The organism is Pseudobutyrivibrio ruminis AD2017, from assembly GCF_000424305.1.
Taxonomy (GTDB): Bacteria; Bacillota; Clostridia; order Lachnospirales; family Lachnospiraceae; genus Pseudobutyrivibrio; species Pseudobutyrivibrio ruminis_B.
The window spans coordinates 88,174-101,183 of sequence record NZ_KE384162.1; the positions used below are offsets into that span (position 1 = coordinate 88,174).

General features: G+C 37.4%; 14 protein-coding genes. 10 read left to right on the top strand and 4 right to left on the bottom strand.

All coding sequences use genetic code 11. The annotated features are described in order from the left end of the window. Positions 1 to 48 precede the first annotated feature (48 nt). The 10 genes from nusB to G611_RS14720 all read left to right on the top strand — a co-directional run bounded on the left by nusB (position 49) and on the right by G611_RS14720 (position 9,250). A complete protein-coding gene (gene nusB / locus G611_RS0110560) occupies positions 49 to 471 on the top strand; it encodes a transcription antitermination factor NusB (protein ID WP_028243573.1) in 423 nt (140 codons plus the stop codon). Beyond that, positions 471 to 1,679, top strand: coding sequence for an exodeoxyribonuclease VII large subunit (gene xseA / locus G611_RS0110565; protein ID WP_028243574.1), 1,209 nt, complete (start codon positions 471 to 473; stop codon positions 1,677 to 1,679). Before nusB ends, xseA begins: the two co-directional genes overlap by 1 nt. An 8-nt stretch (positions 1,680 to 1,687) precedes the next feature. Then, the gene (xseB, locus tag G611_RS0110570) at positions 1,688 to 1,909 is read left to right on the top strand and encodes an exodeoxyribonuclease VII small subunit (protein ID WP_028243575.1); all 222 of its coding nucleotides are present in this window, start codon (positions 1,688 to 1,690) and stop codon (positions 1,907 to 1,909) included. A 2-nt stretch (positions 1,910 to 1,911) separates the two neighbouring features. Beyond that, positions 1,912 to 2,814 (top strand): polyprenyl synthetase family protein, encoded by a 903-nt coding sequence (locus tag G611_RS0110575; RefSeq protein WP_036949127.1) that lies wholly within the window; start codon positions 1,912 to 1,914, stop codon positions 2,812 to 2,814. A 6-nt stretch (positions 2,815 to 2,820) separates the two neighbouring features. Beyond that, positions 2,821 to 4,683 carry a 1-deoxy-D-xylulose-5-phosphate synthase gene (dxs, locus tag G611_RS0110580; protein ID WP_028243577.1) on the top strand — a complete coding sequence of 621 codons (1,863 nt, stop codon included), beginning with the start codon at positions 2,821 to 2,823 and terminating at the stop codon, positions 4,681 to 4,683. Between the two features lies 1 nt (position 4,684). Beyond that, positions 4,685 to 5,482 carry a TlyA family RNA methyltransferase gene (locus G611_RS0110585; protein WP_028243578.1) on the top strand — a complete coding sequence of 266 codons (798 nt, stop codon included), beginning with the start codon at positions 4,685 to 4,687 and terminating at the stop codon, positions 5,480 to 5,482. After that, positions 5,482 to 6,327: an NAD(+)/NADH kinase gene (locus tag G611_RS0110590; RefSeq protein ID WP_028243579.1), complete on the top strand. Its 846-nt coding sequence runs from the start codon at positions 5,482 to 5,484 to the stop codon at positions 6,325 to 6,327. The genes G611_RS0110585 and G611_RS0110590 overlap by 1 nt, the downstream gene beginning before the upstream one ends. Continuing rightward, positions 6,328 to 6,783, top strand: coding sequence for an arginine repressor (argR, locus tag G611_RS0110595; RefSeq protein WP_028243580.1), 456 nt, complete (start codon positions 6,328 to 6,330; stop codon positions 6,781 to 6,783). A gap of 49 nt (positions 6,784 to 6,832) precedes the next feature. After that, positions 6,833 to 8,512: a DNA repair protein RecN gene (recN, locus tag G611_RS0110600; RefSeq protein WP_028243581.1), complete on the top strand. Its 1,680-nt coding sequence runs from the start codon at positions 6,833 to 6,835 to the stop codon at positions 8,510 to 8,512. A gap of 96 nt (positions 8,513 to 8,608) precedes the next feature. Then, complete coding sequence (locus tag G611_RS14720; RefSeq protein WP_051195223.1) at positions 8,609 to 9,250, top strand: DUF5688 family protein; 642 nt, start codon at positions 8,609 to 8,611, stop codon at positions 9,248 to 9,250. Here G611_RS14720 and G611_RS0110610 read toward each other — a convergent pair whose 3' ends face one another. From G611_RS0110610 to G611_RS0110625, 4 genes are read right to left on the bottom strand one after another with little or no spacing between them, the layout of a single operon-like run. Beyond that, complete coding sequence (locus G611_RS0110610; RefSeq protein ID WP_028243582.1) at positions 9,251 to 10,318, bottom strand: ABC transporter substrate-binding protein; 1,068 nt, start codon at positions 10,316 to 10,318, stop codon at positions 9,251 to 9,253. Next, positions 10,318 to 11,103 carry an ABC transporter permease gene (locus G611_RS0110615; RefSeq protein ID WP_028243583.1) on the bottom strand — a complete coding sequence of 262 codons (786 nt, stop codon included), beginning with the start codon at positions 11,101 to 11,103 and terminating at the stop codon, positions 10,318 to 10,320. The genes G611_RS0110610 and G611_RS0110615 overlap by 1 nt, the downstream gene beginning before the upstream one ends. After that, entirely contained in the window at positions 11,100 to 11,927 is an 828-nt protein-coding gene (locus G611_RS0110620) for an ABC transporter permease (protein WP_036949130.1), read from the bottom strand. The genes G611_RS0110615 and G611_RS0110620 overlap by 4 nt, the downstream gene beginning before the upstream one ends. After that, positions 11,920 to 12,987: an ABC transporter ATP-binding protein gene (locus tag G611_RS0110625; protein WP_330362042.1), complete on the bottom strand. Its 1,068-nt coding sequence runs from the start codon at positions 12,985 to 12,987 to the stop codon at positions 11,920 to 11,922. Before G611_RS0110625 ends, G611_RS0110620 begins: the two co-directional genes overlap by 8 nt. Positions 12,988 to 13,010 lie beyond the last annotated feature (23 nt).

Consider the following 13,010-nt stretch of genomic DNA (forward strand, 5'->3'; position numbering starts at 1 on the left):
AGCACCCTATATTAGTCTAAAGTTATAGAAATTTCAGGAGTATTATTTATGAATAGACATGAAATCAGAAAAGAAGTATTCAAGGCTGTATTTATGAAGGAATTCTATGATTCAGATGAAATGAATCAGGTTATCAACACATTCCTTGATGGAAGAGATAATGCAGAAGAGGAAGATCTTCTCAAAAACAACAAAACTGAAGAGGATGAAAAATACATCAAAAATAAGGCTGAGGATATTGTATCTAAGCTTACAGAAATTGATGAAATGATCAATAAGTCAGTTGATGGTTGGAAGACTACACGTATGGCTAAGGTTGATTTAACTCTTATCAGACTTGCTCTTTATGAGATTAAATATGAGAACCTTCCAGTAGGTGTTGCAATCAACGAGGCTGTATCTTTGGCTGATGAATTTGGTTCAGACAGTTCTGCAGGATTCGTTAACGGAGCATTGGCTAAGTTAGTATAATGAACAAAAATATATATAGTGTATCACAGGTAAATACATATATTGAGCGTATGTTTGCCGATGATTTTATGCTTGGAAACCTTTCCCTTAGTGGTGAGGTTTCTAATTGTAAATACAATCATACAGGTCATATTTACTTCACCCTTAAGGATGAAAAAAGTGCTATTAGCTGTGTGATGTTTGCAGGCAAACGCGCCAAGGGTCTGAAGTTTCCTATGAAGGATGGAGACCAGGTTGTTGTTAGTGGATACATTGGAATATATGCTGCTACTGGTAGATATCAGGTATACGCGAGCGAAATAGAGCTTGCAGGTGTAGGTGATTTATATCAGCGTTTTGAAGCACTGAAGCAAGAGCTTGAAGAAAGCGGAATGTTTGCTTCCATGTACAAAAAGCCACTGCCTACCCATGCTATGAAAATCGGTATTGTTACTGCCTCAACCGGTGCGGCAGTTCATGATATTATCAGGGTATCCAAAACCAGAAATCCTTTTGTTCAGTTGATTTTGTACCCAGCCCAGGTACAGGGAGAGGGAGCAGCTGAAACTATCGTTTCTGGAATAAACTGCTTAGATCAAATGGGCTTAGATGTGATAATAGTTGGTCGAGGCGGAGGTTCCATCGAGGATTTATGGGCCTTCAACGAAGAAATAGTTGCAAGGGCTATTTTTAATGCTAACACACCTATCATATCAGCAGTGGGACATGAGACTGATTTTACTATAGCTGATTTTGTTGCAGATAAAAGAGCAGCAACTCCTTCGCAGGCAGCAGAGCTTGCTAATTTTGTCTATGATGATTTCGCAGGTAGCATTGAAAGATATTCAGATAAGCTAAACAGGGCGTTGGATTACAAGCTTTCTAATACAGCTCAGCTTATCGAAAATTATAAGCTTCGATTAAATGCACTTAGGCCTGAAAATAAAATCAAAGCAAATGAAGAACAGGTTAAGATTTTATATCAGCGATTAGAAAACCTTATGGAAAACAAAATTGCCAGATATGAAAATCGTCTTATATCTATTTCAGGTCGATTAGATGGTCTTTCTCCAGCCAAAAAGCTTGCATCTGGTTTCGGATATATTACAGATGCTTCTGGTAAAAGAATAGATAGCGCTAGTCAGTTAGCTGTTGGTGATTCAATGCTTGTTAGAATAAAAGATGGAACCATCAAGACTAAAGTGACTGATATTGATCTTACAAAGTAGGAGTAGAAATGGAAGAAAACAACACAAAGACAATCGAAGAGAGCTTTGAACAGCTTGAAGAAATCATATCAAAGCTTGAATCTTCTGATGTTTCATTAGATGAATCTTTTGCACTATATAAGAGTGGAATGGACGAATTAAAAAAAGCAAACGATAAAATCGAACAAACCAAAAAGGCTGTTATGGCTATCAGCAAGGATGGCAGCCTTCAGGTTTTTGAAGAGGAATAAATATGGGATTAGACATAAAATCAGAACTTTCTAAAAGAGCCGAGGCCGCTGAAGAAGTTATTTATAAATTCCTTCCAGAGGTTGATGGTATGCAGCATACCATATTTGATGCCATGAAATATTCTGTTATGGCTGGGGGCAAAAGACTTAGACCTGTTCTTATGAATGAAACCTTCAAGCTTTTTGGAGGCGCGGGTGATGCTATTAACTACTACATGGCAGCAATAGAAATGATTCATACATATTCGCTTGTTCATGATGATTTGCCATCAATGGATAACGATATGCTAAGACGTGGTAAGCCTACCACTCATGCAGTATATGGCGAAGGCATGGGAGTTCTTGCGGGGGATGCACTTTTAAACTACGCATTTGAAACAGCTCTTAAATCATTCGAAGACACTGCCACACCAACAGAACTTAAGGTAAAGGCACTTCAGATTTTAGCTAAGAAAGCCGGAGTCTATGGAATGATTGGTGGCCAGGTTGTAGATGTTGAATCAGAAAAAAATCAGTCAGAAATGACTGAAGAGAAAATAGATTTTATATATGAACTAAAAACTGGTGCTTTAATCGAAGCATCAATGGAAATAGGTGCTATTTTAGCAGGAGCAACCGATGAACAGGTTAAGCTTATAGAATCAGTTGCATCCAAAATTGGAATGGCATTTCAAATTCAAGATGATATTCTTGATATAGAGGGAGACGAGGCAGTTCTTGGAAAGCCAATTGGCTCAGATGAACGAAATGAAAAATCTACATATGTTACATTCAAAGGTATCGAAAAATCTAAAGAAGAGGTAAAACGTCTTACAGATGAGGCAATTGAGATACTAAAGAAGCTTCCATACGAAAATGAATTTTTAGTGGATTTACTTCAGTACCTTGTCTATAGAGACAATTAAGGGATTATGGTTCTTGATAAGATAAAGCAACCTAATGATATAAAGAATTTATCAGAGGAAGAGATAAACGCTCTTCCTGGTGAAATTCGTGAATTTTTAATAGAAAACCTTTCGAAAACAGGTGGACATTTAGCTTCTAACTTAGGAACTGTGGAGCTTACTATAGCACTTCATTTGCTTATGGATTTCCCTAAGGACAAGCTTGTATGGGATGTTGGACATCAGGCTTACACTCACAAAATTCTTACTGGAAGAGCTGCTGAATTCGAGCATCTTCGTCAGTATGGTGGCATTAGCGGTTTCCCTAAAAGATCAGAAAGCGATTGTGATAGCTTTGATACAGGTCATAGTTCAACATCTATTTCAGCTGCACTTGGTTACTGCATGGCCAGAGATTTAGCAGGGGATGATTACAAAGTAGCGGCTGTTATTGGAGATGGAGCTCTTACAGGTGGTCTTGCATACGAGGCATTAAACAATGCATCTCGTCTTAAGAAATCCAATTTACTCATTGTATTAAATGATAATGAAATGTCCATTTCAAAGAATGTAGGTGGTATGTCTACTAACCTTGAAAGACTTCGTACCAGCTCTAAATATGTTGGATTCAAGAATGATGTTTTAAATTCTTTGGAATCATGGCCAAATGGAGAGCGTTTAATTCGCAAAATTAGAAGTACCAAAAATGGAATCAAATCATTAATGGTTCCAAACATGGTTTTCGAGGATTTGGGAATTATGTATTTGGGACCAGTTGATGGTCATAACATTAAGTCTATGCTTGAGACTTTTAAGATGGCTATTAAAATCAAAGGCCCAGTGCTTGTACATGTTATTACCAAAAAGGGTAATGGTTATTTACCAGCAGAACGTCATCCATCCAGATTCCATGGAACTGATATTTTCGAAATCGAAACAGGTTTGCCAAAGAGAAATCCTAACCCAGGCTATACAGATGTTTTCTCAACTGTTATGCGTAAGATGGGCGATAGAAATCCGGAGGTTGTTGCTATCACAGCAGCCATGGCAGAGGGAGCAGGATTAAAACGATTTAGAAATATGTTCCCAGATAGATTCTTTGATGTAGGTATCGCAGAGGAGCACGCGGTTACTTTTGCTGCAGGCCTTGCTTTAGGTGGAAGAGTACCTGTGTTTGCTGTTTACTCATCATTCCTCCAGCGTGCCTACGACCAGATATTAGAGGATGTTTGCTTACAGAATCTTCATGTGGTTTTTGCTATAGATAGAGCAGGACTTGTTGGTGCAGATGGTAGCACACACCAAGGTGTATTTGATATTTCATTCCTTACATCTATGCCTAATATGACTGTTATGGCTCCAAAGAACAAATGGGAGCTTTCAGATATGATGAAGTATGCTGTATCTGAACACACAGGACCTATTGCCATTAGATACCCAAGAGGTGAAGCATATTGTGGCCTTAAGGAACACAGAGCACCTATTGAACTTGGCAAAGCAGAAGAAATCAAATCAGGTTCTAAGGTTATGCTTTTTGCATATGGCTCTATGGTTAAGAAGGCTGAAGAGGTTGCAGAGCTTCTTTCAAAGCAAGGAATTGATGCTGGAATTTGCAATGCCAGATTTGCAAAGCCTTTAGATGAGAACTATTTAAATAGTATCAAGAGCCAGTATGATGTGATTGTTACTATGGAAGAAAATGTTCTTGCAGGTGGCTTTGGTGAGCAGGTTCAGGCATTTTTATCAGATAATGAATACAAAGGAAAAGTGCTTAAGGTTGCAGTTCCTAACGAATTTGTTAGACATGGCAGTGTTACACTTTTATTTAAAGAACTTAAGATGGATGCAGAATCCATTACGGAAAGAATTTTAAAAGCATTAGGAAAGTAATATGAAAGAAAGACTTGATGTAGTTTTAGTAGATAGAGGGTTTGCACCTTCTAGAGAAAAAGCAAAAACAATGATAATGGAAGGCAATGTCTTTGTAAAAGGCAACAGAGAGGACAAAGCCGGAACCAAAATCGATGTAGATGCTGATATTGAAATCCACGGACAGCAGCTTAAATATGTTAGCCGTGGTGGCCTTAAGCTTGAAAAGGCAATGACACATTTTGGCATTACTCTTGATGGAAAGGTCTGTATGGATATCGGTGCATCAACAGGTGGATTTACTGATTGTATGCTTCAAAACGGAGCAATCAAGGTATTTTCTGTAGACGTTGGATATGGCCAGTTCGCATGGAAGCTTCGCCAGGATCCAAGAGTTGTTTGCATGGAAAAGACAAACATTAGATATGTCACACCAGAGGATATTGGAGAAGCTTTAGATTTTGCCTCTGTTGATGTTTCTTTTATTAGTCTTACAAAGGTTTTAGGTCCAGCAAAGGCATTACTTGCGGATGACGCAGAAATGGTTTGTCTCATCAAGCCTCAGTTCGAAGCTGGAAGAGAAAAGGTTGGTAAGAAGGGTGTAGTAAGAGACCCTGCAGTACATGAAGAAGTTATTAATACCATAATTGATTTTGTTACAGAAATTGGTTTTTATGTTCTTCATCTTGAATACTCACCAATCAAGGGACCAGAAGGAAATATTGAATATCTTATTCATATTGCTACACAGGAAAAACAGGGGGAAGCAATTGATGTAGCTGCTACTGTAAAGGCGGCTCATGACAGCTTAGACAAATAATGAAAAAGTTTTTAATTGTTGCAAGGTCTTTTAGCGATTTACATGAAAAATATATAAACATTATCAGAGATTATATATCTAGCCATGGAGGTATGTGCATTCTTGATCTAGACACATGCCCAGACAGCTCTGAAAATCAGGTTACAGTTGGAGATGATATTGAATGCATCATTACTGTAGGTGGTGATGGAACTGTGGTTAGAGTGGCTCAGAATGTTAATAACAGAAAGGTACCAATAGTAGGACTGAACTGCGGTCATTTAGGCTACCTATGCGATATGACAGTAGATAATGTTGAACATTGTCTTAATCAGCTACTTAGTGACAATTACAAAATAGATGAAAGAATGATGCTTGAGGGTGATTTATCAGGTGATGAGAAAAATCATTTCAAGGCATTAAATGATATAGTGGTGGCATCTGATGCTGCTGGATTATATGTTTTAAATATTACTGTAAAAGTAAATGGAATTCAGCTGTATTCGCATAATTGTGATGGATTGATAGTATCAACACCTACTGGTTCTACAGCTTACAATCTTTCGGCTAATGGACCAATTGTTAGTCCTCATGCAGATTGTATCATCCTTACTCCGATTAACCCTCATACCCTTAATTCAAGAAGCATAATTTTAGCTTCAACAGATGAGGTTGAGGTTTCTATTGAAGCACGTCACGAAGAGGATGAACCAGTTGCCAACATTATTTATGATGGCACACTTAGACAAAAGCTATACAAAAAGCAGGTTTTGAAAATATATAAATCTAAATCAACTTCACATATGGTTATGTTGGAAAATGTCAATTTTCTTGAGCGAATTAGAGCACGAATGCAGGAGATTTAAATGAAGATTGAAAGACAAGCTAAGATACTAGAATTGATTGTTAAAAATGAAATAGGTACACAGGAGGAGCTTACTGCTAAGCTTGAAGAAGCTGGCTTTAACGCTACTCAGGCTACTATTTCTAGAGATATTCGTGAAATGAAGCTTACAAAAATAGCTGATAGTGCAGGTAAGCTTCGTTATGTAGCCTATAGGTCTACAGACGATGATATGAATGAAAAATATATCCGCATTTTCCTTGATGGATTTATATCTATGGATAATGCTGGTAATATATTGGTTGTAAAGACAGTTTCTGGAATGGCTATGGCTGTAGCAGCAGCTTTAGATCATATGGATTTTCCAGAAATTGTTGGTTCTATTGCAGGTGATGATACTATTATGTGTGCCATCCGAAGCTTAGACGATACCGTTTCTTTAATGGGGAAATTAAAGAAGCTTATAGAAAAAAGGTAAGTGCAAGTATCCTTTTATTTTGGTAAGTTGGGCGGAAAAGGAGAATAAAATGCTAGCAAGTTTGCACGTAAAAAACTTAGCCCTTATTGATGAAGAGGAGATAGTGTTTTCACATGGGCTTAACATCCTATCTGGTGAGACTGGAGCGGGTAAATCAATTATTTTGGGAGCTTTACACTTAAGTCTTGGGGATAAGGCATCAAAGGATTTTTTGAGAGATGCTGATTCAGAGGCTTTTGTCGAAGCAGTTTATTTAGTTAATGATGAGGCTACCAAGGAAGCACTAAGAGCCCTTGATGTTGAGCCATATGATGATGAAGTGATTATGAGTCGCCGCATCACTGACACTAGAAGTGTTGGTAAAATCAATGGCGAGCAGGTTCCTGCAGCTAAGATGAAGGAGGTAGGTGCATTACTTCTTGATATCTATGGTCAAAAGGAGCATCAGTCATTGCTAAATACTAAAAAGCATATGGAGCTTCTTGATGAGTTTGCTAAAGCAGAAATAGGAGATTTAAAGACTCAGATTGCTTCAAGCTACAAGGAATATAAAGCTCTTATGGCTGAACTTGACGAGGCGAAGCAAAGTGATGTTTCCAAGGAACGTGAAATCATCTTACTGGAGCATGAAATAGGCGAAATAGAGGCAGCTGGTTTAAAGGTTGGAGAAGATGAGGAATTAGAGGAAGAATACAAACGACTTTCTAATTTCAGTAGAACGATGGAATATTTTGGAAGAGCCCACGAAGCAATGGCTGGGGATGGAGGCGTATCAGATGCCATCAGTTCTGCAATATCTGATATACGATATATAGAGGGCATTGATGAAAGAGCTTCTGAGTTTTTATCGATGTTAAATGACGCCGATAGTATCATTTCTGATTTTAACAGAGAACTATCTAGCTATATGTCAGATGTATCTTTTGATGCTGAAAGATTTAATGAGGTGGAGGTTCGCCTTAACGAAATTAATCGATTAAAAGACAAATATGGTTCTACTATTGAGCTTATTTTAGAGGAACTTGATAAACGCCTTGAAAAGAAAAAGAAATACGAATCATTTGACGAGTATTTATCAGAGCTTAAGGCTAAGGTAGATAAAGCCACAAAGGAATTAGATGCATTATGCCAAAAGCTTTCTGATATTAGAAAGAAAAAGGCGAAGGAATTATCCGAGAAAATGAAGGAAGCTATGAGTGACTTGAACTTCCTTAACAGCGAATTTGATGTTGAGCTTAGAAAACTAGACCATTATACAGCCGAGGGCTTTGATGATGGAGAGTTTGTAATTTGTACAAATCCAGGAGAACCACTTAGACCTCTTAAGGATATAGCATCAGGTGGTGAAATGAGCCGTATCATGCTTGCTATAAAAACAGTTCTTGCATCACGTGGTGGCATTGATACACTTATTTTTGATGAGATAGATGCAGGTATTTCTGGTAGAACAGCTCAGGCTGTTTCTGAAAAGCTATCAACTGTTGCAGGCAGTCATCAGGTTATTTGTATTACACATTTACCACAGATTGCAGCTATGGCAGATACTCATTTCTTAATAGAAAAGAGTGTAGAAAATGGTCATACAATCTCTGGAATTAAAAAGCTCTACAATGATGAAACTGTCGATGAGCTTGCAAGAATGCTTGGTGGTAGTGTCATCACTGAAGCTGTAATGAATAATGCAAAAGAGATGCTAGAGTTGGCAAAGACATACAAAAATCAATCTTGACAAAAAATATAACGTTTAGTATATTAGAATCCGCATTACAAGTGCGGGTTCTTTTTTTATCGTTTTTTAAATCCATTTTCATACATAATATAATAAATGGCAAATGAACAATTTAATAAAGTAAAGGACTATATAGTTTACAAGGTAGTTAATCACGATAGCAACATTAAGCTTCTAGCAGGTGTTCCACATGTAAATTATTTGGATTTGGCTATTATTTTTTACAGGATGATGCCAGAGACTGTAGATTTGGACGAAAAGGAAGTAGTTCTTATTGGAAATGAAGAATTGTTTTTATGGGATGTTACTGTAGAAGATTTGATGAATGCTGCTGGAACTAATACATCTAGAATTTTAGGAGTGAAGATTAGGGGCATTTTATCTACCATTGCAGAATATATGGATGATATTTCGATGCTTGAAATAGCAGAGGAGGAAGAAAAATATGTTCCTTTATATGTTGTTTCAAACAAATATAGCTATAATGGCGCTTCGGTTATTTTATATAAGGATTTGTTGAAAGCTATAGCTGCTAAGCTAAAATCTGATATATATATCATACCTAGTTCAATTCACGAGGTTATTGTTGTTAAATCAATAAAAGACTGTGAGATAGATACTGCCGGCCTCAAGGAATTGATAGCTCATATTAATGATACAAGCCTTCCAGAGAGCGAAGTATTATCTAACAGCCTTTATTTTTATTCAAGGGATACAAATGTATTAAGCTTTGCTTAATTAGTATGCCTTAAGTTTTTTCCATAGTGTGGTGGTGTAATCTAATGTTTTGTCATCGTAGGCACTGTACAAATCACAGCGGGAAAGTGTTTCCTTTGTAGGGAAAACAGTTTCATCGGCTAGTGTTTCAGCATCCTCGTTTGCGGCAACAGTTAGATTAGGGGTAGCATACCAAACATATTCAAAGTTTTCGGTTGCTGCCTCTTCCTCACACATGAAATCAATCCATTTCATTGCAGCATCGTAATGCTTGCAGGTGCGCGGTACAAACCAGGAATCAATCCAAAGATTGCCACCTTCCTTAGGAACTGTGTAAGCTAACTTATCGTTGTATTCCATACCCATTGCAGCTTCACCAGAGTAGCAGACAGCCATTGCTGCATCTTCTGATACCATACATTCGTATGTTTCATCCATAAGATATGCATATACATATTTCTTTTCATCACAAAGCATATCAAATGCTTCGTCTAATTCCTTAGTATTTGCTGTGTTAATATCATAACCAAGCATTTTTAGTGGAACCATAAATGCATCTCTTTGAGAATTAATCATAACGATTTGATTCTTGTAAGCTGGGTCCCACAGACAATTCCATGAGCTAACAGTTTCTTCATCTACCTTTTCAGTGTTGTAGAGGATCCCAACTGTGCCGTAAAAATATGGAACGGTATATTTGTGGTTAGGATCGAAAGTTTCTGATGCTTCGATTATGGTTGGATCGATATTCTTATAATTAGTAAGAGAGTTGTAATCGATAGGGATTAATTCACCCTCTTTTCTAAGAGTTTCAACCATATAATCTGAAGTACATACAACATCATAATTGATTGAACCCGCTTTATATTTAGCATACATATCTTCAACAGATTCGTATTCCTCGTATTTAACAGTAATACCAGTTTCCTGCTGAAAACGTTTTAAAACATCTGCTTCGATATATTTTCCGTAATTTAAAACAACAAGTGTATCAGCACTTTCGGCGTCGTTTCCACAGGCTGTAAATGAAAAGCAGCTTGTAAGAATGAGGCAAGTCATACTGATAAAAGTTATAAATTTCTTTTTCATTAGAGTGCAACCTCCTTTTTACTTATACTTTTAAAGTTAGTTGCAATAAGCATTAAAAAGGCCAGCAAGAATAATAGAGTAGAGAGAGCGTAAAGCTCAGGCTGTATACCTTTTCTAAGCTCTGTATAAAGCATAGTTGAAAGTGTGTTTACACCAGCGCCCTTTGTGAAGTAGGTGATGGTGAAGTCATCTAATGACATAGTAAACGCCATCAAAAATCCGGATAATACACCAGGAAAAATCTCAGGCCATGTAACCTTATAAAATGCGTACCAAGGTGTGGCTCCTAAATCTAATGCAGCTTCAAGGCAGGCATCGGACATAGACTGAAGTCTAGGTAATACATTAAATATTACGTAAGGTACTGAAAATGCTATATGTGCAAGTACAACAGAAAACTCTCCAAGTGATGTAAATCTTGTAAACAAAAGCATTAATGAGATACCTGTTACTATATCTGCATTTAAAAGAGGTATGTTTGTTGCGCCGAGCATAATAGCTGCGTGACGTTTCTTCATACGATTGATACCAATGGCTGCAGATGTACCAAGTATTGTAGCTAAGATACTAGATGATAATGTGATGCGAAGGGTAGTCCAAAGCGCATCCATAATAGTATCGTTGCTAGGCAAGTTAAAATACCACTGTAAAGTGAATCCGCCCCAAACAGTACGAGACATAGAATTATTAAAGGATAAAACTATAAGTACCAAAATAGGAGCATATAAAAATAAAAATATTAATCCAAGATAAGCGTAAGAGGTACCCTTTTTGATTTTTGTCATAGTAGCATACCTCCGTTCTCAGAATCATCAACCTTATTCATAATGCTCATTGATGCAAGAACAAAGAGCATAAGGATGATAGAAAGGCCAGAGCCTAAGTTCCAGTTTCTTGCAAGAGTAAATTCCTGCTCGATAACATTTCCGATTAATAATACCTTTCCACCACCAAGTAGGTTTGAAACTACGAAGGATGAAAGGGCAGGAACAAATACCATGATTACTCCCGAAAGAATGCCATCCTTTGAAAGTGGAATAGTAATCTTAATAAATGTGTTAAGCCAGCTTGAACCTAAGTCGGAAGCAGCTTCTATTACTTCGTCATTAATCTTTGATAACGAATTATAAATTGGCAAAATCATATATGGCAAAAAGTCGTATACCATACCAAGAATTACAGCAAACTTTGTATAGAGAATATGGATTGTTGGAAGTCCAACTGCTGAAAGAATGCTGTTTAGTATTCCGTTATTGGAAAGAATATTTTGCCACGCAAGGATTCTAAGCATAAAATTCATCCACATAGGAAGGATGAAAAGAAATACGATGAATCCTTTGTTAGTGATTTTCAGATTGTGAAGAATCAAAGCAACTGGATAAGCCATTATTAGGCAGATGACAGTTGTAATGAAGGCAACCTGAATAGACAATCCAAGTGATTTAAGATGGATTGGATCTGCAATAGCCAGCAAATTGGAAAGTGTAAAGCTTCCATCTCCAGTATTAATTGCGTAGCCCAGGATGTAAAACAAAGGTAAGATGGTGCATATTAATACCCATATAGCATAGGGAGCAGCAAGGAAGCTTGTGCGAAACCTATTAATCATCCTCCTTCATTACCTCCTCGTCCTCAGATTCAGGTTTATTCATAATCTGGATGTTGAATGGAATGACATTCAATGATACATTCTGGCCAACTTCGAAATATTTTGTTGTATGTACTAGCCATTCATAGCCGCCACACTGAACATCTAATTCGTAGTGAACACCCTTAAACAGACAATCAGTAATAACGCCGTCCATAATACCTTTGCCAGGTGCATCAAGTTCAACATCCTCAGGTCGAATAACAACATCGACAGGCTTCATTGTGCCAAAGCCCTTATCTACGCAAGGAACCTGAACACCAAGGAAAGAAACTAGTTCATCCTTGATCATGATACCTTCAATAATGTTACTTTCTCCGATAAAATCGGCAACGAAGGCGTTTTCTGGTTCGTTATAGATATCCTCAGGAGTGCCTATCTGCTGAATGTAGCCCTGGTTCATAACTACGATTGTGTCAGACATGGTAAGAGCTTCTTCCTGATCATGTGTTACATATATAAAGGTGATACCAAGCTCCTGCTTGATTTTCATAAGCTCATATTGCATGCTCTGTCTGAGCTTTAAATCAAGGGCTCCAAGTGGTTCGTCTAAAAGAAGTACCTTTGGCTCGTTAACAATAGCTCTTGCGATAGCAATTCGCTGCTGCTGACCACCTGATAGTGAATTGATAGAACGATTTTCAAAACCATCAAGGTTTACAAGCTTAAGAGCGTACTTAATCTTGTCAGAAATATAGTCCTTTGATTTCTTTTGGATTTTTAATCCAAATGCAATGTTTTCCTCGATAGTCATATGAGGGAAGAGGGCATATTTTTGGAAAACTGTGTTGATTGGGCGAAGATTAGCAGGCAATGCTGTAATGTCATTGCCGTTAAGATAAATCTTACCTGAATCAGGCTTTTCAAAGCCCCCTAAAAGACGTAGTGTAGTTGTTTTTCCACAGCCAGAAGGACCAAGTAAGGTAACAAAAGAGTTTTCCTTAACAGATAGGTCTAGTTCGTCAAGAACAAGCTGTTTTCCGTAGCTTTTTGATACGTGGTCGTATTGAATAAATTCCAACGTGGTATCCTCCATAAAACTTA

Coding starts and splice junctions, on each gene's coding strand:
- nusB (WP_028243573.1), top strand. CDS start 49: ATGAATAGACATGAAATCAGAAAAGAAGTATTCAAGGCTGTATTTATG.
- xseA (WP_028243574.1), top strand. CDS start 471: ATGAACAAAAATATATATAGTGTATCACAGGTAAATACATATATTGAG.
- xseB (WP_028243575.1), top strand. CDS start 1,688: ATGGAAGAAAACAACACAAAGACAATCGAAGAGAGCTTTGAACAGCTT.
- G611_RS0110575 (WP_036949127.1), top strand. CDS start 1,912: ATGGGATTAGACATAAAATCAGAACTTTCTAAAAGAGCCGAGGCCGCT.
- dxs (WP_028243577.1), top strand. CDS start 2,821: ATGGTTCTTGATAAGATAAAGCAACCTAATGATATAAAGAATTTATCA.
- G611_RS0110585 (WP_028243578.1), top strand. CDS start 4,685: ATGAAAGAAAGACTTGATGTAGTTTTAGTAGATAGAGGGTTTGCACCT.
- G611_RS0110590 (WP_028243579.1), top strand. CDS start 5,482: ATGAAAAAGTTTTTAATTGTTGCAAGGTCTTTTAGCGATTTACATGAA.
- argR (WP_028243580.1), top strand. CDS start 6,328: ATGAAGATTGAAAGACAAGCTAAGATACTAGAATTGATTGTTAAAAAT.
- recN (WP_028243581.1), top strand. CDS start 6,833: ATGCTAGCAAGTTTGCACGTAAAAAACTTAGCCCTTATTGATGAAGAG.
- G611_RS14720 (WP_051195223.1), top strand. CDS start 8,609: ATGGCAAATGAACAATTTAATAAAGTAAAGGACTATATAGTTTACAAG.
- G611_RS0110610 (WP_028243582.1), bottom strand. CDS start 10,318: ATGAAAAAGAAATTTATAACTTTTATCAGTATGACTTGCCTCATTCTT.
- G611_RS0110615 (WP_028243583.1), bottom strand. CDS start 11,103: ATGACAAAAATCAAAAAGGGTACCTCTTACGCTTATCTTGGATTAATA.
- G611_RS0110620 (WP_036949130.1), bottom strand. CDS start 11,927: ATGATTAATAGGTTTCGCACAAGCTTCCTTGCTGCTCCCTATGCTATA.